General features: G+C 71.3%; 19 protein-coding genes. 8 read left to right on the forward strand and 11 right to left on the reverse strand.

The window, feature by feature from the left end:
- The first annotated feature begins 160 nt into the window (after nucleotides 1-160).
- Nucleotides 161-2125 carry an alpha/beta hydrolase domain-containing protein gene (locus ASF41_RS07870; protein ID WP_056492156.1) on the forward strand — a complete coding sequence of 655 codons (1965 nt, stop codon included), beginning with the start codon at nucleotides 161-163 and terminating at the stop codon, nucleotides 2123-2125.
- On the opposite strand, the gene ASF41_RS07875 is transcribed toward ASF41_RS07870, so the two are convergent.
- Both ASF41_RS07875 and ASF41_RS07880 read right to left on the reverse strand, forming a co-directional pair.
- A complete protein-coding gene (locus ASF41_RS07875; protein ID WP_056492159.1) occupies nucleotides 2116-4671 on the reverse strand; it encodes an EAL domain-containing protein in 2556 nt (851 codons plus the stop codon). The two genes, ASF41_RS07870 and ASF41_RS07875, sit on opposite strands and share 10 nt — an antisense overlap.
- Nucleotides 4672-4938: 267 nt before the next feature.
- Nucleotides 4939-5307: a hypothetical protein gene (locus ASF41_RS07880; RefSeq protein ID WP_056492162.1), complete on the reverse strand. Its 369-nt coding sequence runs from the start codon at nucleotides 5305-5307 to the stop codon at nucleotides 4939-4941.
- Between the two features lie 166 nt (nucleotides 5308-5473).
- On the opposite strand from ASF41_RS07880, the gene uraD reads away from it, so the two are divergent.
- The 3 genes from uraD (at nucleotide 5474) to ASF41_RS07895 (ending at nucleotide 7004) form a co-directional block, all read left to right on the forward strand.
- Complete coding sequence (gene uraD, locus ASF41_RS07885) at nucleotides 5474-6355, forward strand: 2-oxo-4-hydroxy-4-carboxy-5-ureidoimidazoline decarboxylase (protein ID WP_056492165.1); 882 nt, start codon at nucleotides 5474-5476, stop codon at nucleotides 6353-6355.
- Nucleotides 6356-6507: 152 nt separating this feature from the next.
- Entirely contained in the window at nucleotides 6508-6705 is a 198-nt protein-coding gene (locus ASF41_RS07890) for a hypothetical protein (protein WP_056492168.1), read from the forward strand.
- 38 nt (nucleotides 6706-6743) lie between these two features.
- The gene (locus ASF41_RS07895; RefSeq protein WP_056492172.1) at nucleotides 6744-7004 is read left to right on the forward strand and encodes a hypothetical protein; all 261 of its coding nucleotides are present in this window, start codon (nucleotides 6744-6746) and stop codon (nucleotides 7002-7004) included.
- Nucleotides 7005-7007: 3 nt separating this feature from the next.
- Here the strand turns inward: ASF41_RS07895 and xdhC are convergent, their stop codons facing one another.
- From xdhC to ASF41_RS07940, 9 genes are all read right to left on the reverse strand, one after another.
- Nucleotides 7008-7826, reverse strand: coding sequence for a xanthine dehydrogenase accessory protein XdhC (gene xdhC / locus ASF41_RS07900; protein ID WP_082504169.1), 819 nt, complete (start codon nucleotides 7824-7826; stop codon nucleotides 7008-7010).
- The gene (gene xdhB / locus ASF41_RS07905) at nucleotides 7823-10180 is read right to left on the reverse strand and encodes a xanthine dehydrogenase molybdopterin binding subunit (protein ID WP_056492175.1); all 2358 of its coding nucleotides are present in this window, start codon (nucleotides 10178-10180) and stop codon (nucleotides 7823-7825) included. The genes xdhC and xdhB overlap by 4 nt, the downstream gene beginning before the upstream one ends.
- Complete coding sequence (gene xdhA, locus ASF41_RS07910; RefSeq protein ID WP_056492178.1) at nucleotides 10173-11684, reverse strand: xanthine dehydrogenase small subunit; 1512 nt, start codon at nucleotides 11682-11684, stop codon at nucleotides 10173-10175. The genes xdhB and xdhA overlap by 8 nt, the downstream gene beginning before the upstream one ends.
- A 60-nt stretch (nucleotides 11685-11744) precedes the next feature.
- On the reverse strand, nucleotides 11745-12821 hold the full coding sequence (locus ASF41_RS07915) for a BMP family ABC transporter substrate-binding protein (RefSeq protein WP_056492181.1): 1077 nt from the start codon (nucleotides 12819-12821) through the stop codon (nucleotides 11745-11747).
- A gap of 28 nt (nucleotides 12822-12849) precedes the next feature.
- Nucleotides 12850-13776, reverse strand: coding sequence for an ABC transporter permease (locus ASF41_RS07920; protein ID WP_056216727.1), 927 nt, complete (start codon nucleotides 13774-13776; stop codon nucleotides 12850-12852).
- A gap of 11 nt (nucleotides 13777-13787) precedes the next feature.
- The gene (locus ASF41_RS07925; protein ID WP_056492184.1) at nucleotides 13788-14864 is read right to left on the reverse strand and encodes an ABC transporter permease; all 1077 of its coding nucleotides are present in this window, start codon (nucleotides 14862-14864) and stop codon (nucleotides 13788-13790) included.
- On the reverse strand, nucleotides 14854-16449 hold the full coding sequence (locus tag ASF41_RS07930; protein WP_056492187.1) for an ABC transporter ATP-binding protein: 1596 nt from the start codon (nucleotides 16447-16449) through the stop codon (nucleotides 14854-14856). The genes ASF41_RS07925 and ASF41_RS07930 overlap by 11 nt, the downstream gene beginning before the upstream one ends.
- A 1-nt stretch (nucleotide 16450) precedes the next feature.
- Nucleotides 16451-17812, reverse strand: a complete 1362-nt coding sequence (locus ASF41_RS07935; RefSeq protein WP_056492190.1) for an 8-oxoguanine deaminase — start codon at nucleotides 17810-17812, stop codon at nucleotides 16451-16453.
- A gap of 155 nt (nucleotides 17813-17967) precedes the next feature.
- On the reverse strand, nucleotides 17968-18966 hold the full coding sequence (locus ASF41_RS07940) for a hypothetical protein (RefSeq protein ID WP_407067265.1): 999 nt from the start codon (nucleotides 18964-18966) through the stop codon (nucleotides 17968-17970).
- 629 nt (nucleotides 18967-19595) lie between these two features.
- On the opposite strand from ASF41_RS07940, the gene ASF41_RS07945 reads away from it, so the two are divergent.
- From ASF41_RS07945 to hpxZ, 4 genes are all read left to right on the forward strand, one after another.
- Nucleotides 19596-20270, forward strand: a complete 675-nt coding sequence (locus tag ASF41_RS07945; RefSeq protein ID WP_056492193.1) for a cysteine hydrolase family protein — start codon at nucleotides 19596-19598, stop codon at nucleotides 20268-20270.
- A 246-nt stretch (nucleotides 20271-20516) separates the two neighbouring features.
- Entirely contained in the window at nucleotides 20517-20717 is a 201-nt protein-coding gene (locus tag ASF41_RS07950) for a DUF4089 domain-containing protein (protein WP_056270254.1), read from the forward strand.
- Complete coding sequence (locus tag ASF41_RS07955) at nucleotides 20714-22126, forward strand: AtzE family amidohydrolase (RefSeq protein ID WP_407067266.1); 1413 nt, start codon at nucleotides 20714-20716, stop codon at nucleotides 22124-22126. The genes ASF41_RS07950 and ASF41_RS07955 overlap by 4 nt, the downstream gene beginning before the upstream one ends.
- Before the next feature lie 11 nt (nucleotides 22127-22137).
- Complete coding sequence (gene hpxZ, locus ASF41_RS07960) at nucleotides 22138-22518, forward strand: oxalurate catabolism protein HpxZ (protein ID WP_056492263.1); 381 nt, start codon at nucleotides 22138-22140, stop codon at nucleotides 22516-22518.
- Nucleotides 22519-22521 lie beyond the last annotated feature (3 nt).

Below are 22521 nucleotides of genomic sequence, written 5' to 3' on the forward strand. Positions count from 1 at the left end.
CCCGCGAGCCCCGCCGGGCTGCCGGTCCCGAGGTCCGCAAACCACGTGCCATCCGGCCGATCCTCACCCGGCGGCGCGCACGCCCTCGACCGTGGGGCGGTCCGGTGTAAGATCCGGACCAACAGCGCAGCTTGACGCTGGTCGGGCGAGGAACAGGCACATGGTCAGGACCACCGCTCTCGTGGGCGCGCTCCTCTGCGCGGGCCTCGCCCAGCCGGCCCTGGCCCGGGTCACCGCCGTCGAGATCCGGACCGTCGAGCCCTTCGCCGACGGCCAGAGCTTCGGCGAGGCGGGCGCCTACGAACGGGTGATCGGCGTCGTGCGCGGGGAGCTCGACCCGGCCGACCCGCGCAACGCCGGCATTGTCGACCTCATACGGGCGCCCCGAAACACGCGCGGGCTCGTGGAATACAGCACCGACCTGTTCATGCTCCGGCCGAAGGATCCGGCCCGCGCCAGCGGCACGCTGCTCTACGAGGCGCTGAACCGCGGCCGGAAGTTCCTGTTCAACTGGGTCCTCGACGCGCCCCCGCAGGCGGCCCAGGCGGTGAACGATCCGCGCACCGCCCAGGATGCGGGCACCGCCCTGATCCTGCGCCGGGGTGACACCGTGGTCTGGTCGGGCTGGGAGGCGGAGGCCCTGCGTCAGCTGGGCGGCATGGCGATCGACGTACCGGTGGCCACGCAAGGCGGGGCGCCCATCGTCGAGACCGTGCGGGACGAACTCGTGAGCGCCACCCGGGGGCCGCCCGAGGCGCCGTTCTTCCTCACCTTCAAGGCGGCGAACCCCGACAAGGCCGGCGCCCGCCTCACCGTGCGCCGCCGGGAGGCGGACACGCCGCGCCCCGTCCCGGACGGTGCCTGGACCTTCGCCGGGCCCGGCGAGCTCCGCCTCCTGCCCGCCACCGTCAAGCCGGAGCCGGGCACACTCTACACCCTGACCTATCCGGCCGCGAACCCGAAGGTGCTCGGCATCGGCTTCGCCGCCACCCGGGACGTCGTCGCCCATCTCCGCGGACCGGCCTCGTCCGAGAACCCGGCGGGCGGCGCGATCCGCCACGCGGTCGCCCTCGGCATCTCCCAGAGCGGGCGCTTCCTGCGGGACTACATCCACCAGGGCTTCAATCAGGACGAGGACGGCCGGCGCGTCTTCGACGGGATGCTGCTGCACATCTCCGGCATCGGCGGGGTGTACCTCAATGCCCGTTTCGGCCAGCCCTCGCGCACCAACACCCAGCACGAGGACCACCTCTACCCCGAGAACGCGTTCCCGTTCTCGGCCGCTCCCCAGCACGATCCCGTCACCGGCCGGACCGGCTCGCTGCTGCGCGGGGACGGGTTCGACCCGCTGCTGATGGAGGTCAACACCAGCACCGAGTACTGGCAGAAGGGGGCCTCGCTCCTCACCACCGATTCCCTGGGCCAAACCGACGTCGCCCTGCCGGACACCGCCCGGGCCTATCTCGTCTCCAGCGGATTCCATTACGGGCGCGCCGGCCTGAGTGCGGCCCGCGGGCCGTGCCTCCATCCGCGCAACACCCTGAGCCCCGCCCCGGCCCTGCGCGCCCTCTTGATCGCCCTGGAGGACTGGGTCGCCCGCGGGGTCGCGCCGCCGCCGAGCCGCGTGCCGAATCTCGCGGACGGGACGCTGGTGCCCGCCGCGGAGACCGGGTTTCCCTACATCCCGGGCTTGCGCCTGCCGGATGCCCCGAACGCGATCGCGCGCTTCGCCAGCGCCGTCGATCCCCGTCCGGAGGGCGGTTCGCAGTACCGCCCCCTAGTGCCGAAAGTCGATGCCGACGGCCACGAGATCGCCGGCATCCGCCTGCCCGACGTCGCTGCCCCGCTCGCGACCCAGACCGGCTGGAACCTCTACGCCGAGCCCTTCCCGGCGGGCGAGCTCTGCGACCGGGAGGGCAGTCGGCTGCCCCTGGCCGAGACCCGGGCCGAGCGCGAGGCGAAGGGGGACCCGCGCCGCTCCCTGGCCGAGCGCTACCCGACCCGAGGCGACCGGACGGCGGCGGTTGCCCGCGCGGCGGACGGCCTGGTGGCGGAGCGGCTGCTCCTGAAGGAGGACGCGGAACGCCTCGTCGCGGCCGCCCGCGCGGCGGAGGCTCAGCCTTGACCGGCGGCCACGCGCGGACCCCGTGAGGCTCCGGCCCGGTCGGCACGGGCCGCGATGTAGGCGGACGCCTCCCGCGGCGGCAGCGGCGGGCTGAACAGGAAGCCCTGGACCTGCGTGCAGCCTTCCCGGCGCACGAGGTCGAGCTGCTCCGGGGTCTCGACGCCCTCGGCGACGATGCCCATGCCGAGGCGCTCGCCGATGCCGACCACCGCCCGCACGATCGCGGCGGCATCAGGATCGGCAATGTCGCGGATGAAGGAACGGTCGATCTTGATCTGGTCGAAAGGAAAGCGGCGCAGGTAGCTCAGCGAGGAGTAGCCGGTGCCGAAATCGTCGAGGGCGATCCGGACGCCGCGGCCCCGCAAACGGTGCAGGCAGGCGAGGACCGCCTCGGCATCCTGCATCAGCACGCTCTCGGTCACCTCCAGCTTGAGGCGGTTCGCCGGGAGGCCGCTCGCGGCCAGGGCCGACAGCACCGTGGCCTCGAGGCCCGGGCGCCGCAATTGCACCGCCGAGACGTTCACCGCGACGCGGATCGGCGCGGGCCAGCCCGCCGCCTCCCGGCAAGCCTCCTGCAGGGCCCAGGCGCCGAGAGGCACGATGAGCCCCGTCTCCTCGGCGAGGGGAATGAAGGCGCCGGGCGCGAGATCGCCCTGCACGGGATGGCGCCAGCGCATCAGGGCCTCGAAGCCCACCACCGTCCCCGTCGCGGCATCGACCACGGGCTGGTAGGCGAGATGGAAGGCATCGCGGCGGATCGCTTCCTTCATGTCGAGGGCGAGGAGACCGCGCGTGGCGATGCGCGCCCCCGCATCCGGCTCGAACTCCCGATGGGTGTTCCGCCCCGCCGCCTTGGCCTCGTAAAGGGCGATGTCGGCGCGCTTGAACAGCTCGTCCGGGTCACAGTCCTGCTCCGTCGCGACGGTCAGGCCGATACTGACGCCGACTTCGACGCTCTGCCCGTCGAGATCGATCGGTTCGCTCACCGCCGCGATCAGCCGCTCCGCGAGGCAGGCCGCTTCCCGCGCGTCATCGAGATAAGTGAGCACGATGGCAAATTCGTCGCCGCCGAGGCGAGCGATGGTATCGTAGGGTCGCAGAGCCGCGCGCATCCGCTCGGCGACGATGCGCAGCAACGCGTCGCCGGCCGGATGGCCGAGACTGTCGTTGACGGCCTTGAAGCGATCGAGGTCGCAGGCCAGCACAGCGAAGCCGGTCCGAACCCGGCGCGCATGGGCGATCGCCTGATCCAGGCGGTCGCGGAACAGCGTCCTGTTCGGCAATCCGGTCAGGGCGTCGTGCAGCGCCATGTGACGGACCCGCTCCTCGGCCTCACGACGGGCGCTGACGTCGCGCAGGGTCGCCACGTAGGTGATCCGGTCCTCGGCCTGCGCATCCGGCAGAACGCGGACGGAGGCCTCGATCCAGACGTAGTGACCAGCCTTGTGACGATGCCGCAGGCAGGTGACGAACCGCCCCTCCCGACCGGCCTTCAGCTGAGACCAGTGCTCCGTAAGGTCCGCTGCGTCATCGGGGTGGCAGAACTCGGCCGCGGTGGTTCCGATGAGGTCCTCCGGCTCGTAACCGAGGACCGTCCGCACGGCGGGCGAGACGTAGAGGCAGCGCATGGCGATATCGCCGAGGACGATGACGTCGTTGGCATTCTCGGCGAGGAGCCGATAGCGGCCTTCGCTCGCGCGCAGGGCGCTCTCGGCCGCCCGGCGCGCCGTCATGTCGGTGAAGGTCCGCACGAGCCCGCCCCGCGGCAGGGGCAGGGTGCGGACCTGAAGCACGGTCCCGTCGGGGCGGACGCGCTCGTAATCGTAGATGCGGGCCTCCGGTGCACCGTACTCCAGCCAGGCTCGCAAGGCGTCGGGCAGGTGGGCGAACTCGCCGGTCGCCGCCTGGTGGGCCCGGACGGCCGCGAAGGGCGCACCATCGTAGAGGAGTTCCTCCGGCACACCTATCAGAGTCGCCACGCGGCGGTTGAAGATCCGGATCCGGTCCGCGGCATCGGTCATCAGGAGGCCCTGATCCATGCGTTCCAGGGTGGTGCGGAGGAGGGTGTCCGAGGCCTCGGCCCGATGGCGCGCCTGACAGGCCTCCGACTCGGCGGCGCGCCCGCGCAGGGTCGCCTCGACGAAGAGGGCAAGGTCGGACAGGCGCCGGACCTGGGCCGCACTGAAGCCGGTGCGCGGAACGGTGTCGGCAATGCAGACGGTGCCGGCATGGCGGCCGTCACCCAGAGCGATCGACACGCCGGCATAGAAGCGCAGGAACGGGGCTCCCGTGACCAGCGGATTGGCGGCGAAACGTCGATCGCGACGGGTATCGAGCACGATCAGGGGCGCATGGGCTTCGCCGCGAATCGTGTGGGCGCAGAACGCGATCTCCCGCTGCGTGCCCGGAAGGATCAGGCCCTCGCGGCCGAGGAACCACTGACAGGCGCCGTCCAGTTGCGAGACGAAGGCGTAGCGAACGCCGAAGAGCGCGGCCGCTGTCCGGCATACGGCGTCCAGCTGCGGGTCCGGCGCAGGTTGGCTCAAGACCTCGACAGCTACTGGCTCACTCCGAGACGGCGACACTCCGGCCATTCTCATCACACCCACGGGTTTCTGGTCCGTGAGATCTGACATGCAACCTTTAATCGACCCGAAACAGCCGATCGCTTGGTCTAGAATCGAGCATCGAGCCTTCCTTCATCTCACACAGCGGACTTTCGACCGTATGAAGTCATACAGTGCCGCCAAATGCCGATCCCTTCTTCGCCTGAAGCCGGATCGGCAGGCGACGGACGGGAGTCTCCGGCAGGCTCACGGTGCGCGGGGAGGGCCCTTGCGCAGGTCGTCGTAGAGGCGCTGGACCTCCTGGATCGTCGCGTGGGACCGGCTCCAGTTCGTCTCGCGCACGTTGGTTTCGGTGAAGGCGCTGTGCGAGGTGCCGCCGAATCCGTTGAAGACCGTCTCGACCCCGTCCACCCGGTAGTCGATCCGGTAAGAGGGGCTGAGACCCCGGCCCTTGCCCTTCCCGGTCACCCCGATCCGCACCAGGGCGTCGCCGTGCCGTTTCTGGCAGAATCGCATGTTCCCGAGGAGCCGGCGCAGGTACTCCTCGGGCTCGGCGAGCTCACCGGCGACTTGGATCAGCGTCGCGTCGGGCGGAAGGTGCGTCTTGCGGATCATGGCTGGCCTCGCTGCCCGTCCGGCATTCATCGATCGAGCGGGAGCGCCGGCCAGACCACATTTTCATGCGCCTGGCGATCCTTGCGCGGCGACGCGCCCGCGCCGGATGGCCCGCTGCCTGCTATGGCTTCCACGGCCCTCCGACCTTACGCAGGATGGATCCGCGATGCCGACCCTCGACGCCCTGAACCAAGCCTCGCACGGCGATTTCGTCGCCGCCCTCGGGGCGGTGTTCGAGCACGCGCCCTGGGTCGCCGAGGCCGCCGCCGCGCAGCGGCCGTTCTCCACGGTCGAGGCCCTGCTCGCCGCTCTGCAGGAGGCGGTCGACGCCGCGCCCGAGGCGGCCCGCCACGCCCTTCTCACCAACCATCCCAAGTTGGCCGGGCGTGGGGCCCACGCCGGCACGATCGCCCCCGACTCCATCGCCGAGCAGGCGGCCGCCGGCCTCGATCGGCTCTCGGAGGCGGAAGACGCGCGGTTCGCGGCGCTGAATGCGGCCTATGGCCGGACCTTCGGGTTTCCCTTCATCCTCTGCGTCAAGCGCCACGGTCGCGCCTCGTTGCTGCGCACCTTTCAGGCACGCCTCGCCGCCGACCCGGAGAGCGAGCGCCGGACCGCCCTCGCAGAGGTGTTCCGCATCGCCGCCCTTCGCCTCGGCACCCTGGTGAGCGGGCCGGGCGCGCCGCGCGTCACGGGCCGGATCTCCACCCACGTCCTCGACACCGTGGCGGGCCGGCCGGCGCCGGGGATCCCGGTGGAGCTCCACGAATGGGTGTCGGAGACCGAGACCGTGCTGGTCGCCCGGACGGTGACGAATGCCGACGGGCGCACCGATGCGCCGCTGATCGGCGGACGCCCCGTTCCGGTGGCCGCCTACGAGCTGCGTTTCCGCATCGGCGATCACTTCCGCGCCACCTGTCCGGGCCTGCCCGAACCGCCCTTCCTCGACATCGTCACGCTGCGCTTCGGGGTCGCCGATCCGGAAGGGCATTACCACGTGCCCCTGGTGGCGAGCCCGTGGAGCTACCAGACCTATCGCGGCAGCTGAGCGGTCCGAGACCGCGGCATCGGCACGATGTGACAAAGCCTTGGAATTTCAGTCCGCTCCGGCATGTCCTTTGCGTGCAACTTGATCGCCCCCGGTCACGTGGGGCGCAGGGAGGATGGGATTTGACGCATCGGCTTTCGGTTCGGACCCTGATGGCGCGCGGTCTTGCCGCGGCGCTGCTCCTGACGGGTCCCCTGATGTTTGCCCCGGCCGCCCGGGCCCAGGGCACCCTGATCGCGCCGGGGGGCCAGCCCCGGGTCACCGCCCCAGGCGGCCTGCGCGGCCGCTCCGCCTTCCGACACCGGCACAAGACCCGCCACCAGCCGGCGCTCACCCGCCGCCACCGTTGAAACGGCCTTGACCATCCGCTTCCAGGAAACCAGACCGCATGATCCGTATGCTCAGCCTTCTCAGCCTCTCCCTCGGCCTTGCCGGACCGGTCCTGGCCCAGGGCGCCGGCGCGCCCGCCGGCATGGAGGCTGCCACCGCCCCGGGGGGAACCGAGGGGCGGGCCGGCCCCCGCAACGAGGCGGAGGCGATCCGCAGCGGCGATGCGATCCCGGTTCCGCCCCGGGCCGGCGGCATTCCGATCGAGGAGCGGCCGGTGCACGGCACCGAGGCGCCTTCGACGCCGCCCGGACGTCCCTGAAGCTCAGGACGCGAAGGCGGCGAGGAGTTCGGCCGCCACCAGGGCGGCGATGACCGCGGGGCGCTTATCGCGGACCGGCGTCCCGCCGATCGGGCAGACGAGGCGAGCCAGCGCTGCCTCGTCCAGGCCCATCGCCCGAAAGGCGCCGAGGAAGGTTGCCCGCTTCGTGGCGGACCCGATCAGACCGAGATACGCGAAGGTGTTCGCCTCCAGCAGGCTGGCGCAGATCAGGCTGTCGAGGGCGTGGCTGTGGGTGACCACCACGTGGGCGGCTCCGGGCAGTGCGGCTTCCGCCGCGGCGCTGGCCGAGCCGACGATCCGCGCGACGCGCGCGCCCGACACCCGTGCGATCTCCTCGGGCCGGTCATCGATGATCCGCGTACGGAGGGGCAGCGGATCGAGCGCCAGGGCCAGGGCGCGCCCGACATGGCCCGCGCCGTAGATCATCACCAGGGGCGCCCGTGCGGCGGATTCGGCCTCCGAAGCCCGGAGGGCGGCAAGCGTACCGGCATCGGCCCGGTGGATCACCAGGGTCACGTGCCCGCCGCAGCACTGGCCGGTCTCGGGTCCCAGGGGCCTGCGCAGGATCGCCTCGGCCTCGCCCGCCGCCAGAAGCGCCCGGGCGCGGGCGATGCCCGCCCATTCATAGGTGCCGCCCCCGATGGTGCCGGCGACCCGTTCGGGCATCACCAGCATGGCGGTGCCCGCCCCGCGCGGCGTCGAGCCCCGCGCCTCCGACAGGGCGACGAGGGCCGCCGGCTCGCCCGCCGCGAGGGCGGTCGCCAGAGCTTCCGCCAGCGCCTCCGACGAATCGGCGCTCACGGCTGCGCAGATTGCGCGTCTGCCAGCGCCCGCATCCGGTCGACGGCGTCGAGGACGCGCTCCGGGGTCGCCGGGGCATCGAGGCGGGGGCAGTACCGGTGGCCGGCGACGCTCGCCACCGCATCCGAGAGGGCGTGCAGGCCGGCGATGCCGAGCATCAGCGGAGGCTCGCCCACCGCTTTCGAACGGTAGATCGTCGCCTCTCGGTTCTGGTTCTCGTAGAGCGCCACGTTGAAGATGCGCGGGCGGTCGCCGCAGGCCGGGATCTTGTAGGTGGAGGGGGCGTGGGTGCCCAAAGCGCCCTTGCCGTCCCACCACAGCTCCTCGGTGGTGAGCCAGCCGAGCCCCTGGATGAAGCCGCCCTCGATCTGGCCCCGATCCACCGCCGGGTTCAGGGAACGGCCGCAATCGTGCAGGATGTCGGCCCGCTCGATCCGGTACTCGCCGGTCAGGGTGTCCACCGCCGCCTGCACGCAGGCCGCGCCGTAGGCGAAGTAGTAGAACGGGTGGCCCCGGCCGGCCTCGCGGTCCCAATGGATGGTCGGCGTCTTGTAGAAGCCCGTGGCCGAGAGCTGGATGCGGGCGAGGTAGGCCTTGTGGATCAGCGTGGCCCAGGCGATCTCCTGGTTGCCGACCCGGACCCGATTCGGCAGGAACAGCACCGTCTCGGGCGCGACGCTCCAGGCCTCGGCTGCGAAGGCCACGAGGCGGCCCTTCAGGGTCTGGGCGGCGGCGCGGGCCGCCATGCCGTTGAGGTCGGCCCCCGACGAGGCGGCCGTGGCCGAGGTGTTGGGCACCTTGCCCGTCGTGGTCGCGGTGATGCGGACCCGGTCGGCATCGATCTGGAATTCCTCCGCCACCACCTGCGCGACCTTGACGTAGAGCCCCTGGCCCATCTCGGTGCCGCCGTGATTCAAGCCGACCGAGCCGTCGTTGTAGATGTGCACCAGGGCGCCGGCCTGGTTGTAGGCGGTGGAGGTGAAGGAGATGCCGAACTTCACCGGCGTCAGGGCGAGGCCGCGCTTGATCACCGGGCTGGTTTCGTTCGCCGCATGCAAAGCCGCGCGGCGGGCGGCGTAATCGCAGTCCGCTTCCAGCTTGGCCACCAGATCCCGGATGCAATTGTCGGCAATGGTCTGGTGGTACGGCGTGACGTTGTCGGTCTCGGTGCCGTAGAAGTTGCGCTTACGCACCTCCAGCGGGTCGAGGCCGCAGGCATAGGCCACCTCCTCGATCACCCGCTCGGCCGCCACCATGCCCTGGGGCCCGCCGAAGCCCCGGAAGGCGGTGTTGGACTGAGTGTTCGTGCGGTAGGGCCGCGAGGTCAGGTGCACCGCCGGGTAGTGGTAGCAGTTGTCGGCGTGGAACAGGGCCCGGTCGGTGACCGGCCCCGACAGGTCGGCGGCCCAGCCGCAGCGGGCGGCGAGCTGCATGTCGACGGCGAGAATCTTCCCGTCCGCGTCGTGCCCCACGAGGTAGTCGACCTCGAAATCGTGGCGCTTGCCGGTGATGACCATGTCGTCGTCGCGGTCGGGCCGGATCTTGGCGGCGCGGCCGGTCGTCTTGGCCACCAGGGCCGCCACGCAGGCGAACAGGTTCGACTGGCTCTCCTTGCCGCCGAAGCCGCCGCCCATCCGACGGACCTCGGCGGTCACGGCCGAATTCACCGTGCCCAGCACCTTGGCGGCGAGGGCCTGGGCCTCGGAAGGGTGCTGGGTCGAGGTGTGGACCGTGACCTCGTCGTCCTCACCCGGGATCGCCAGGGCGATCTGGCCCTCGAGGTAGAAGTGTTCCTGGCCGCCGATCGCCATCCGGCCGCGGACGATACCCGGGGCCTCGGCGAGCCCCGCGTCGGAATCGCCGCGCTTCAGGGTCATGGGCGGCCAGACAAGTTTTCCGTCCGCCCGCGCTTGCCGGTAGGTGAGGACGGGGTCGAAATCCTCGTAGGCGATCACGGCAAGGCGGGCGGCGCGGCGGGCCGCATCGCGGGTCAGGGCCGCCACCGCGAAGATCGGCTGGCCGACATACGACACCGTGTCCTCGGCCAGCATCGGCTCGTCGTCCCGGTGCGAGGAGGAGATCTCGTTGACGCCCGGCACGTCGGCGCCGGTGAACACCGCGACCACGCCCTCGGCGCCCCGCACGGGCGCCAGATCCACCGAGACGAGGCGGGCATGAGCGCGTTCGCTCAGCCCCAGGCAGACGTGGAGTAGGCCGGCCGGCTCGGCCATGTCGTCGATGTAGAGGGCCGAGCCACTGACGTGTCGGGCGGCGCTGTCGTGGATGCGCGGCGTGTGGGCGCCGCCCGCGATCCGGTCGTCCACCTTCGGGGCCGGAGGCGTGCGATCAAGCATGGGCCGGCGCTCCGACGGTGGCAAGGCGGGTTTCCGGGGCCTCCGGCGCGGCCTCGTGGATCAGCCGCTCGATGAGGTTGCCGGCGACCTTGAGGCGGTAGGCGGCCGAGGCCCGCATGTCCGAGAGGGGCGTAAAATCCCGGGCCACCGCCGCCTTGAAGGCGGGGATGACGGCCGGGTCGAGGGACTGGCCCATGAGCGCGGCCTCGGCCTGGACGGCCCGCTTCGGGGTGCCCGCCATGCCGCCGTAGGCGATGCGGGCCTGCCGGGTCGTGCCAGCGTCGACGGTCAGCCGGAAGGCGCCGAGGACGGCGGAGATGTCCTCGTCGAAGCGCTTCGAGATCTTGTAGGCGCGAAAGACCGTCTCCGGGCCGAGCTTCGGCACCCGCACCCCGGCGACGAACTCGCCCGGACGCAGGTCCTGCCGGCCATAGGCGACGAAGAAGTCTTCGAGGGGAATCTCGCGCTCGCTGCCACGGCCGATGAGATGGAGGCTCGCCCCGAGGGCGATCAGGGCCGGCGCCGCGTCGCCGATGGGCGAGCCGTTGGCGATGTTACCGCCGAGGGTGCCGGCATTGCGGGTCTGGGCGGCGCCGTGGCGGCGGAAGAGCTCCCCGAGATCTGGGTGCAGGCCGGCGAGGTGCGTGCCGGCCTCGGAGAGGCTCACGCCGGCTCCGAGATACAGGTGATCGGGGCCCTCGCCCACGACGCGCAGGCTTCGCACCCGCCCGAGCCAGATCACCGGGTCGAGGACGCGCAGGCCCTTGGTCACCCAGAGGGCGACGTCGGTGGCCCCGGCCACGATCGTCGCCTGGGGGTGCTCGGCCATGAGATCGACGAGCGCCGGAAGGGTGGCGGGGGCGAAGAAGCGGCCCTTCGGCCCGGAGACCGCCACGGTCTCGTCGTCGCGCAGGGCCAGCAGCCGGGCGAGGGTGGCGTCGTGGGCGGCATCGAAGGTATCCGCTTCCGGTGCGGCCAACGCACGCTCGGCCGCGCGCACGATGGGAGCGTAGCCGGTGCAGCGGCAGAGGTTGCCCGCGAGCGCGTCGTCGATGGGGCTCGCCGAGGTTCGGAGCGGGCCGGTCTCGGCGAGCAGGTCCTTGGTAGGAGAATCCTTGGTCATCGCGAACAGCGACATGACGAAGCCCGGCGTGCAGAAGCCGCATTGCGAGCCGTGCTCCTCCACCATCAGGCGCTGGACCGGATGGAGGGTGCCGTCGGCCCCACGCAGGTGCTCCACGGTGAGGAGCTGGCAGCCGTCGAGCATCCCCAGGAAGGTGATGCAGGCATCCACCGCGCGGTAGCGCAGGCGCTCGGCGCCGGACGGCCCCTCGGGGCGGACCACCACCACGGTGCAGGCCCCGCAATCCCCCTCGTTGCAGCCCTCCTTGGTCCCGATCAGTTGCTCGGGACCGCGCAGCCAGTCGAGCACCGTCAGAGTCGGGTCGCAGGCCTCGATCGTGCGCGCGTCGGGCCCGAGGAGGAAGCGGATGGCGTGTCTCATGCGACCTCTTCGTCGAACACCGGTCCCTCTCCCCGCGGTGGGAGAGGGCTCTCGAACCCCCTATCGCGGCAGCGTGTCGCTGATGCCCTTCACGTACCAGTTCATGCCGAGGATCATCGGATCGGGAGCGTTCTCGCCGGCCTTCACCGCCTCGCTGCCGTCCTGCTTGAAGACGGGGCCGTGGAAGGGCAGGAGCGTGCCGTCCGCGATCGCCTTCTTGGTGGCCTCGGCCTGGGCCTTCACGTCGTCGGGCATGTTGGCGAAGGGCGCCAGCACGACCATGCCGTCCTTGATGCCGCCCCAAGTGTCGTGGCTCTTCCAGGTGCCGTCGAGGACGGCCTTGGCCTCGCCGACGACGTAGCCGTCCCAGTCGTCGACGATGGAGGTGAGCTGGGCCTTGGGGGCGAAGCGCATCTGGTCCGAGGATTGTCCGAAGGCGAGCTTGCCCTGCTTCTCCGCCTCCTGCAACGGCGCGGCGGAATCGGTGTGCTGCGACAGGATGTCGGCGCCCTGGGCCAGCAGCGCCTTGGCGGCCTCCGCCTCCTTGCCCGGGTCGAACCAGGTGTTCACCCAGACGATCTTGATCTTGATGTCGGGGTTCACCGACTGGGCGCCGAGCATGAAGGCGTTGATGCCGCTCACCACCTCGGGGATCGGGAACGAGGCGATGTAGCCCAGCGTGCCCGTCTTCGAGAGGCGCCCGGCGATCACGCCGCAGACGTAGCGGCCCTCGTAGAAGCGGGCCGAGTAGGTCGAGACGTTGGGCGCCCGCTTGTAGCCGGTGGCGTGCTCGAACTTCACCTTCGGGAATTTCTTGGCGACCTTGAGGGTCGGCTCCATGAAGCCGAACGAGGTGGTGAAGATCAGGCCGTAGCCGGAGCGCGCGAAACTCTCGATGGAGCGCTCGCTGTCGGCCTCCGGTACGTTCTCGAGGAAGCTGGTCTCGACCTTGTCGCCCAGCGCCGCGGCGAGCGCCTTGCGGCTCTGGTCGTGCTGGTACGAGTAGCCGTAATCGGCCACCGGGCCGACATAGACGAAGCCGACCTTCAGCTTCTCGCCGGGCTTCTTCTCCTGCGCCTGCGCGCCCCCGAGTCCGAGGGCGAGAACGGCCACCAGGGCCCCCTGCACGATCCGCATCGTTCAAAGATCCTTCGAGAGTGCGCGCCTACCGGTGCGGGGTGAAGACCCGGCCGAGGGCCGCCGGGGCGAGGGAGCCGCCCCGGCGCCTGCCGAGGGAGAGCAAGACCAGGGCCAGGATGGTGGCAAGGTAGGGCAGCGCGGAGAGCGCCTGCCCCGGCAGGCCGAGGCCGGCGGCCTGGGCGTTGAGTTGAAGCACCGTGGCGCCGCCGAACAGCAGGGCGCCGGCCAGCACCCGGAACGGGCGCCACGAGGCGAAGACCACGAGGGCCAGGGCGATCCAGCCGCGCCCAGCCGTCATCGCGGGCGCCCAGAACGGGGTGTAGGACAGCGACAGGTAGGCCCCGGCCAGACCCGCGCAGGCGCCGCCGAACAGCACCGCGCGGAAGCGCACCCTGCGCACCTGCAGGCCCAGCGCGTGGGTGGCGGTGTGGTCGTCGCCGATGGCCCGCAGGATCAGGCCGGCGCGGGTGCGCCACAGGAACCACGACACCCCGGCCGCCAGCGCGAAGGCGAGATAGACGAAGCCGTCCTGCCCGAAGAGCAGGCGGCCGAGGCCGGGCAGGTCAGTGAGGCCGGGCAGGGCGAGATGCGGCGCCGGATCGCGCTTGAGGCCGACATAGGAGGCCCCGACGAGGCCCGAGAGCCCGAGACCCAGGATCGTCATGGCGAGTCCGGAGGCGACCTGGTTGGCGCTCAGCACCACCGTGAGGAGGCCGAACAGGGCCGAGAGGGCGAGGCCCGCCCCGGCGCCGGCCACCGCGCCGACGAAGGTCGAGCCGGTCTCCACCGCCACCGCGAAACCGGCGGCGGCGCCCAGCACCATCATGCCCTCGACGCCGAGGTTGAGCACGCCCGCGCGCTCGGCCACGAGTTCGCCGAGCGCCGCGATCATCAGCGGGGTGGCGGCGGCCACGATGGTGACGAGCACCATCTGGACGATGTCGAGGGTCAGGCCATGAACGGTCACGCGGTCGCTCCCGGCACGAAGCGGACCCTGTAGCGCGACAGCGCGTCGGCCCCGAGCACCAGGGCGAGCAGCAGGCCCTGGAAGGCCCGGGTCAGGTCGAGGGGGAGTTTCAGGTCGATCTGCGCGCCCTCGCCCCCGATGGTGGTCAGGGCGATGACCAGGGCCGCCACCAGGATCCCCATCGGCGAGAGCCGTCCCAGGAAGGCCACGATGATGGCGGTGAAGCCGTAGCCCGGCGAGATCGAGGGCTGGAGCTGGCCGATCCGGCCCGCCACCTCGCTGATGCCGGCCAGCCCCGCGGCGGCGCCGGAGACGGCGAAGACCGCGAGCGTCAGGCGTGCGTCGCCGAAGCCGGCGAAGCGGGCCGCGCGCGGGCTCGCCCCCACCACCCGCACGGCGAAGCCGAACAGGGTGCGGCCGAGCACCAGGGTGGCGAGGACCACGACCGCCAGCGCGAGGGCGACGCCGGCATGCAGGGTGCCGCCCTCCATCAGGTAGGGCAGGCGGGCAGCGTCGTCGAAGGTGACGCTCTGGGGGAAGTTGAAGCCCGCCGGATCGCGCAAGGGGCCGCGCGCCATGTAGTCGAGCAGCAGTTCGGCCACGTAGACCAGCATCAGGCTGGTGAGGATCTCGGAGACGCCGAGGCGCACCTTGAGGAGGGCGGGGATCAGCCCGTAGACCATGCCGGCCCCCGTGCCGACGAGAAGCATCAGGGGCAGCACCCAGAGGGGGTCGCCGGGGATCCCGTGCGCGGCGACGCCGATCCAGCCGCCGAACAGGCCGCCGACGACGAACTGCCCTTCGGCCCCGATATTCCAGATGTTGGCGCGGTAGCAGAAGGCGAGGCCGGTGGCGATGAGGGCGAGCGGCGCGGCCTTGATGGCCACCTCCTGCAGCGACCAGACCTCGCTCAGGGGCGCCACGAAGTAGGTGACGAAGGCGGCGGCCGGCGAGCGGCCCAGGGCGGCCACGACGAGCCCGCCGATCGCCAGCGCGGCCAGGAAGGCCAGGATAGGCGAGAGCGCGTCCATCAGGGCCGACCGGCCGATGCGCGGCGTCAGGTCAATGCGCATGGGCCGCCTCCCGGGCGTGGTCCGGCGCGCCCGTCACCGGATCCTCGGCCGGCGCCGCCCCGCCCATGCGCAGCCCCAGGGCCTCGCGGGTGGTCTCGGCGGCCGGCGCCGCCGGCGACAGGGTGCCGTGATGCAGCACGGCGATGCGGCCGGTGATCGCGAACAGTTCGTCGAGGTCCTGGCTGATCACCAGCACGGCGGCGCCGCGGGCCGCGAGGTCGAGCAGCGCCTGCCGGATATGGGCGGCCGCCAGGGCGTCGACGCCCCAGGTCGGCTGGTTGACCACGAGGATGCCGGGCTCGGCCAGGATCTCGCGTCCCATCAGGTATTTCTGCAGGTTGCCGCCCGACAGGGTGCCGGCGGCGGGATCGGGGCCCGCCTTGCGCACGTCGAAGGCCGCGACCACGTCCCGGGCCAGGGCCTTGGCGGCCGCGCGGCGCAGGACGCCGAAGCGGCTCAGGCGCGCCGTGGCGTGGCGCGACAGGATCGCGTTGTCGGACAGGCTCAGGGTCGGCACGGCGCCATGGCCGTTGCGCTCCTCGGGCACGAAGCCGGCGCCGCCCCGCCGCCGGGCGGTGATGCCGAGGCGCCCGGATTCGACGCCGTCGAACCGCACCATGCCGGGTTCCGGCGCCAGGGTCTCGCCCGAAAGGGCGTCGAACAGCTCCGCCTGCCCGTTGCCGGCGATCCCGGCGAGGCCGACGATCTCGCCGCCGCGCACGCTCAGCGAGATGCCATCGAGGGCGGTGCCGTGCAGGCCGGGGGCGGGGAGGGTGAGCCCGGACAGGACCAAGCGCTCCGGCCCGGTCGCCACGCCGGCGGGCGCCGTCACCGCGCCTACCTGTGCCCCCACCATCAGGGCGGCGAGAGAGCGGGCGGTCTCGGCGCGGGGATCGCAGGCCCCCACCACCCGGCCGCCACGCAGGATGGTGGCGCGCGAGCACAGCCGGCGCACCTCGTCGAGGCGGTGCGAGATGTAGAGCAGCGCCCGGCCCTCGTCGCGCAGGCGCTCCAGAACGGTGAACAGCAATTCGGCCTCGCCTGGGGTGAGCACCGAGGTCGGCTCGTCGAGGATCACGAGCTTGGGGTCCTGCAGCAGGCAGCGGATGATCTCGATGCGCTGGCGCTCGCCGGCCGAGAGCGACCAGACTGGCCGGTCGGGGTCGAGGTGCAGGCCGTAGGTCGTCCCGACCGCCGCGATCCGGGCCTTCAGGGCTCGGCCGCCCAGGCCCTTGGGCATCACCAGGGCGATGTTCTCGGCGACCGTCAGGTTCTCGCAGAGCGAAAAATGCTGGAACACCATGCCGATGCCGAGGGCGCGGGCGGCCTCCGGATGGGCGAGGCGCACGACATCGCCCCGATGGGTGACGACCCCTTCGGTGGGCTCCAGGAGCCCGTAGAGGATCTTCATCAGGGTCGACTTGCCGGCGCCGTTCTCGCCCAGCAGGGCGTGAATCTCGCCGGCCCGGATCTCGAGATCGACCCCGTCATTGGCCGTGAAGGCGCCGAAGCGCTTGACGATGCCGTACGCGCCGAAGAGAGGCGTCGGCCCCTGCGTGCGGGCAGGGGGGACGACGGGGGCCACGCTAGAGCGTCCCGAACAGCGCGTGGGCGAGGCGGGTATGGGCCTCGCGCAGCTGGCCGGTCTCCATCCCGAGAGGCTGGCCGTCGACCACGCGCCACGACCCCGCCACCATCACCCGGTCGGCCCGGTGAGCGCCGCAGAGCACCAGGGCGGCCAGCGGATCGTGCGCGCCGGAGAAGCGCAGTTCGTCGAGGGTGAAAAGAGCCAGGTCCGCCTCGCAGCCCTCCGCGATCCGGCCGATGTCGCTCCGCCCGAGACAGGCCGCGGACCCCTCCGTCGCCCAGCGCAGGGCGTCGAGATGGGTCACGGCCTCGGCGCCGTAGGTCAGACGGTTGATCATCAGGGCGTGACGGACGCCCTCCATCAGGTTCGAGCTGTCGTTTGAGGCCGAGCCGTCGACCCCGAGGCCGACGGGCGAGCCGGCCGCCTCCAATTCGCAGGTCCGGCACTGGCCGGAGGCCAGGGTCATGTTCGAGGTCGGGCAGTGGCAGACGCCGACGCCGGCCGCGCCGAGACGCTTCACCTCGGCGTCGTTGAAGTGGATGCCATGGGCGAGCCAGGTGCGCGGGCCCATCCAGCCGACCTCCTCGAGGTAATCGACCGGGCGCTGGCCAAACATTTCGACGCAGTAGCGGTCCTCGTCCAGCGTCTCGCCGAGATGGGTGTGCAGGCGGCAATCGTGGCGCTCGGCCAGCGCCGCGCTCTCGCGCATCAGCCGCTTCGTCACGTTGAAGGGCGAGCAGGGGGCCAGCCCGATCTGCACCATCGCGCCGGGCTTGGGGTCGTGGAACAGGCGCAGCACCCGTTCGCTGTCGGCCAGGATGGTGTCGTCGTCCTGGGTCAGGCATTCGGGCGGCAGGCCGCCGTCGCGCTCGGACAGGCTCATCGAGCCGCGGGTGACGAAGGCGCGGATCCCGACAGGCCCGGCCTCCTCCACCTGGATGTCGACGGAGGATTCCAGCCCCTTCGGGAAGAGGTAATGGTGATCGCCGGCCGTGGTGCAGCCGGAGAGCAGCAGCTCGGTGTAGGCGAGACGCGTCGCCAGCCGGAACGCCTCGGGGGTGATCCTATCCCAGACCGTGTAGAGCGCCTTCAGCCAGGGAAAGAGCGGCTTGTTGATCGCCGCCGGATGGGCGCGGGTGAGCGTCTGGAAGAAGTGGTGATGGGTGTTGACGAGGCCCGGGACGACCACGTGGCGGCCGGCGTCGAAGATCTCGTCGACGGGCGCGGCGGGCATGCCTCCCGCGGGCACCCGCTCGACGATGCGGGAGCCCGCGACGACGAGGCCCCCGGCGGAATCCGGCGCCAGGATCGCCAGCGGGTTGCGGATCCAGAGACGTCGCGTCGCGGGGGTCTCGACCATGCTGATCCGGTGTTCCCTCGATGTGGACCGGCCATCACCATGGCCCGTCCGGAAATCCGGAGGCCGGATGGAAATCCGGCCTCGTCATGCAGACCATCGCTTGCGTGGATGGTCGTTCCGGGCAAGGGGCCCGTCGTGAGAACAGGTGCCAGCCCTCAGAAGACGTGGAAGGAGACGCCGGCCAGGAAGCTCTTCTCTTCGGTCCCCTTGAAGTTGGCGCGCTCGATGTTGCCGAACTTGTTGAGCCAGTACTGGAAGCCGATGAAGACGTCGACCCGGTTCGGCTGGTCGTAGATCAGCTTGCCGACATCGAGGACGAGGTTGGTCCGCGACAGGAATTCGAGACCCGTCTTCGGGTTGGTGGCGAAGGCGGACGGATCGTTCACACCGCGCCCCTTGGGCAGGACGATGTTGTTGAAGCCCGCGATGCTGAGCGGCAGACCCGTGAAGGCGAGCGGGAAGCTGTAGACGATCTCGAATTCCGGGACCGTGTTGAAACTGGTATCCCGGTTCGGAGCGACGTTGAAGCCGTTGCGATTCCACTCCTTGTAGGCATGGACCGAGGCGCTGAGGAACCCGGCCGGGACGTCGAATGCAAAGTTCAGACCGCCGACCACGTCGCGCTTCTTGGAGCCGAAGGCATCGTTCTGGGCATTGGCGTCGAAGCCGTAGGCGAGCGACACGTCCTTGATGATGCCGGGCACCACGAAGGCCTTCGTCCCCGTCAGGGCGTTCAGGCTCAGGGTTCCGCGATAGAGGCCGTAGGCCTCGGTGTTCCCGTAATCGTAGAAGGTCGGCGCACCGGTTCCGTCGGTGGTGCCCGCCGAGAACTGCGATCCCGACTTGAGGATGTCGAGGGTGAAGAAGTTGGTGCCGTAGGCCCAGGCATCCGCATGCGAGATGTTGAGGATGTTCTTGGGCGCGTCCTGGTTGCGGAAGCTGCCGTCGGCCCGCTGGACCTGGGAGCCGGGCCTGGCCGTCGGGAACTGGTAACGGTAGCTGATCTGCGTGTCGGAGAACAGGAAGAACCCGGAGGGCACCTCCGCGGGTGCGACCGGCGCCTTCTCCTTGGCGAGGTCAGCGGCCAGGGCCGGCATCAGGGTAGCAAGGCCCAGAGCGGCGGCCACCAGCGGTCGTGTGAATGTCGCGATCATCGATAAAGTCCCCCCGGGTTTAAGCACCCGTTGGGGCAATTGACCGCAACCGATGTGCCACCCGCCCGGCCTTCCCGCACAACCAGACGGGGTGATGCATGGACGCAACATTGCCTTGGTTCGCCCTGCGGGAACGACCCTTCGCGGGCTCGAACATCGGCAGGCGCGCGACGGGGAAGCGCCACAGGACGAATACGAGTTAGACCATATGGTCTAATTTCTAGCCAGGGTTGCATCGTTGTTGGGCATCGCGGCGTCCATCTCCCACGGCGCCGCTGCCCCGGGTCACGCGCCCCGGACCGCCGATTCCGCGCCTTCGCGGCCGAGTGGTCTTGGCGGCCATACGCCGCCTGGTCTCTCGCGTCCGACGGGACGCGACCGCTTGGGAAACGCGACGTGGGTGCGTCCCGTCCGGAAATCGGTCCTGCCTCCCGGCGGGCAAGCCTCGTTGCGCCTGAGGCGCCGAGGCGCGGGCCGGCCCAACCTGCATGGGAAGGATGCAGCGCCGCGCATCATTTGGGCGTGTCTCCGGCGGACCCTGCATCCATGATTACCGAAGATTCGGGATCGGGGCGGAACGCGACGCCGTCCCTCCCGGGTCGCGCGCCCTCCGGCCCGGTGCCCCGAGCATGCTTCCCGTCATCGCGGCCGACCCCGCCCCTCTGACCTTCGATCCGGCGACCACCGCGCTGGTCATCATCGACATGCAGCGCGACTTCCTGGAGCCGGGCGGCTTCGGCGAGACCCTCGGCAACGACGTCACCCTGCTGCAGACGGCGGTGCCCCCGATCCGGGCGGTGCTGGCGGCGGCGCGGAGTGCCGGCCTCCTCATCGTGCATACGCGGGAAGGCCACAAGCCCGACCTCTCCGATGCGCCGCCGGCCAAGCTGGAGCGAGGGACGCCCACCGCGCGCATCGGCGCGCCGGGTCCGATGGGGCGCATCCTGATCCGCGGCGAACCGGGCCACGCCATCGTTCCCGAACTGGCGCCGATCCGGGGCGAGGTAGTCATCGACAAGCCCGGGAAGGGCGCCTTCTACGCCACCGATCTCGGCGCGGTCCTCTCCGCCCGCCGCATCGCGACCCTGCTGGTCTGCGGGGTGACCACCGAGGTCTGCGTGCACACGACGATCCGCGAGGCCAACGACCGCGGCTACCGCTGCGTGGCGATCGGGGATGGCTGCGCCTCCTACCGCCCCGAGTTCCACCGGGTCGGCCTCGCGATGATCGCCGCCCAGGGCGGCATCTTCGGCTGGGTCTCCTCCTCGGCGGCGGAGGTCGAAGCCCTCGGCGGCGCACGCTAAGGGCGGGTGCCGCGGCCTGCGCTGTTCGGCCCCCATCGTTTCCGGCTTTCCGCACAGGCCCGCGGTGACGCCCGGCCTGGCGCTTGCTTACACCCGGGTTGCCGGGCAGCTCGTTGGGGCCGCGCGGGCGGCGGCCATCGCGCCGCGAATCCCGCCCTCGACCCACGCCGCCCTGCCGGCAGAAGAACTCCCCGCCACGCCGCCGGCGTTCCGGTCGCGCGGAGGGACATCACTGGGAGAAAACCCATGTCGGAGCGCAACGACCCGTCCACCGGCGGCCTCGACGCCTACATCGAAGCGGCAGCCGGGCTGCTCGCGATTCCCCTCGACCCGGCCTGGATCGGCGCCATCGGCAGCAATCTCGCCGTCCTGCGCACGGCCGCCGCGCATGTGGCCGAGTTTTCCCTGCCCGACGAGGCGGAAGCCGCCCCGGTCTACGAAGCATGAGCGGTCCGGACACGATGCACGATCCGAGCACGATGACGGCTGAGGCGCTGGCGACGGCGTTTCGGGATGGGACCACCAGCGCCTGCGCGAACGTCGCCGCGACCCTGGCGCGCATCGCGCGGGTCGACGGCGCGGTGAACGCCTTCACGGACATTCTCGCCGCGCGCGCCCAGGCCCGCGCCGAGGCCCTGGATGCGGCCCGGGGCCGGGGTGAGCCCCTGGGGCCGCTGGCTGGCGTTCCCTTTGCGGTCAAGAATCTGTTCGACATCGCCGGTCTGCCGACCCGGGCCGGCGCGAAGATCAACCGCGATCGGGCCCCGGCGGAGCGCGATGCCGCCCTGGTGCGCCGCATGGAGGCGGCGGGCGCGATCCTCGTCGGCGGCCTCAACATGGGCGAGTACGCCTACGATTTCACCGGCGAGAACGTCCATGACGGACCGACCCGGAACCCGCACGATCTCGGCCACATGTCCGGCGGCTCGTCCGGAGGCTCGGGAGGGGCCGTCGGGGCCGGGCTGGTGCCGATCGCCCTCGGCTCCGACACCAACGGCTCGATCCGTGTCCCCTCCACCTTCTGCGGCTGCTTCGGCCTCAAACCCACCTACGGCCGCCTGACCCGGGCGGGCAGCTTTCCCTTCGTGGGCAGCCTCGACCATGTCGGGCCCATGGCGCGCAGCGTCACGGACCTCGCCCTGAGCTACGACGCCATGCAGGGGCCGGACCCGGACGACCCGGTGGCCACGACGCGCCCCGCAGAGCCGGCCCTGTCTCACCTCACCAACGGGCTCGGGAACCTGCGCGTCGCGGTGGCGGGCGGCTACTTCGCGCGCGGTGGCGACGCCGAGGCGTTCGCGGCGGTGGCCGCCATCGCCCGGGCCCTCGGCGTCACGCGCAGCGTCGCGATTCCGGAGGCGGCCCGCGCCCGGGCGGCGGCCTACCTCATCACGGCAGCCGAAGGAGCCGCGCTCCATCTCGACCGCCTCCGGACCCGGGGGGAGGATTTTGATCCGGCCGTACGCGACCGGCTGATCGCCGGGGCGATGATCCCGGCCCCGCTGGTCGAGCGTGCGCAGCGCTTCCGCCGCTGGTACCGGTCCGCCGTCCTCGATCTGTTCCGCGAGGTCGACGTGATCCTGGCCCCCGCCACGCCTTGCCGCGCGCCCCGTTCGGGCCAGGCCACCTTCGTCCTCGACGGGGTGACCCTGCCGGTGCGGGCCAATATCGGGGTGTTCACCCAGCCGATATCCTTCATCGGCCTGCCGGTGGTGGCGGTGCCCGTGCGCCTGGACGACGGCCTGCCCCTCGGCGTTCAGGTCATCGCCGCCCCCTGGCGCGAGGACCACGCCCTGCGCGTGGCGCACCAGTTGGAGCGGGACGGCGTCGTCCGCGCCCCCGTGGCGAACCTGTGAGCGAGACCGCGATGATCATCGACGATCCGGCCGTGAAGGCCGAGGTGGAGGCCGCCTTCGCGGCCTACGAGGCGGCCCTGGTGGGCAACGACGTGCCGACGCTGGAGGCCCTGTTCCACGATGATCCGCGCACGATCCGCTACGGCGGGGCCGAGAACCTGTACGGCATGGAGGCAATCCGCGCCTTCCGTCGGGCGCGGTCACCCGAGGGCCTGGCCCGCGACCTGAGGGACACGGTGATAACCACCTACGGATCCGATACCGGAATCGCCATGACGCTGTTCACCCGGTCGAGCACCCCGGGGCGCATCGGACGCCAGAGCCAGACATGGATCCGCTTCCCCGACGGCTGGAGGGTCGTTGCGGCCCATGTGAGCATCATCACGGGCTGATCT

This window comes from Methylobacterium sp. Leaf111, from assembly GCF_001423285.1.
Taxonomy (GTDB): Bacteria; Pseudomonadota; Alphaproteobacteria; order Rhizobiales; family Beijerinckiaceae; genus Methylobacterium.

Excerpts from the sequence above, each read along its gene's own strand:
- ASF41_RS07870 (WP_056492156.1), top strand. The coding sequence starts at position 161 with ATGGTCAGGACCACCGCTCTCGTGGGCGCGCTCCTCTGCGCGGGCCTC.
- ASF41_RS07880 (WP_056492162.1), bottom strand. The coding sequence starts at position 5,307 with ATGATCCGCAAGACGCACCTTCCGCCCGACGCGACGCTGATCCAAGTC.
- uraD (WP_056492165.1), top strand. The coding sequence starts at position 5,474 with ATGCCGACCCTCGACGCCCTGAACCAAGCCTCGCACGGCGATTTCGTC.
- ASF41_RS07890 (WP_056492168.1), top strand. The coding sequence starts at position 6,508 with ATGGCGCGCGGTCTTGCCGCGGCGCTGCTCCTGACGGGTCCCCTGATG.
- ASF41_RS07895 (WP_056492172.1), top strand. The coding sequence starts at position 6,744 with ATGATCCGTATGCTCAGCCTTCTCAGCCTCTCCCTCGGCCTTGCCGGA.
- xdhB (WP_056492175.1), bottom strand. The coding sequence starts at position 10,180 with ATGCTTGATCGCACGCCTCCGGCCCCGAAGGTGGACGACCGGATCGCG.
- xdhA (WP_056492178.1), bottom strand. The coding sequence starts at position 11,684 with ATGAGACACGCCATCCGCTTCCTCCTCGGGCCCGACGCGCGCACGATC.
- ASF41_RS07915 (WP_056492181.1), bottom strand. The coding sequence starts at position 12,821 with ATGCGGATCGTGCAGGGGGCCCTGGTGGCCGTTCTCGCCCTCGGACTC.
- ASF41_RS07925 (WP_056492184.1), bottom strand. The coding sequence starts at position 14,864 with ATGCGCATTGACCTGACGCCGCGCATCGGCCGGTCGGCCCTGATGGAC.
- ASF41_RS07935 (WP_056492190.1), bottom strand. The coding sequence starts at position 17,812 with ATGGTCGAGACCCCCGCGACGCGACGTCTCTGGATCCGCAACCCGCTG.
- ASF41_RS07940 (WP_407067265.1), bottom strand. The coding sequence starts at position 18,966 with ATGATCGCGACATTCACACGACCGCTGGTGGCCGCCGCTCTGGGCCTT.
- ASF41_RS07945 (WP_056492193.1), top strand. The coding sequence starts at position 19,596 with ATGCTTCCCGTCATCGCGGCCGACCCCGCCCCTCTGACCTTCGATCCG.
- ASF41_RS07950 (WP_056270254.1), top strand. The coding sequence starts at position 20,517 with ATGTCGGAGCGCAACGACCCGTCCACCGGCGGCCTCGACGCCTACATC.
- ASF41_RS07955 (WP_407067266.1), top strand. The coding sequence starts at position 20,714 with ATGAGCGGTCCGGACACGATGCACGATCCGAGCACGATGACGGCTGAG.
- hpxZ (WP_056492263.1), top strand. The coding sequence starts at position 22,138 with ATGATCATCGACGATCCGGCCGTGAAGGCCGAGGTGGAGGCCGCCTTC.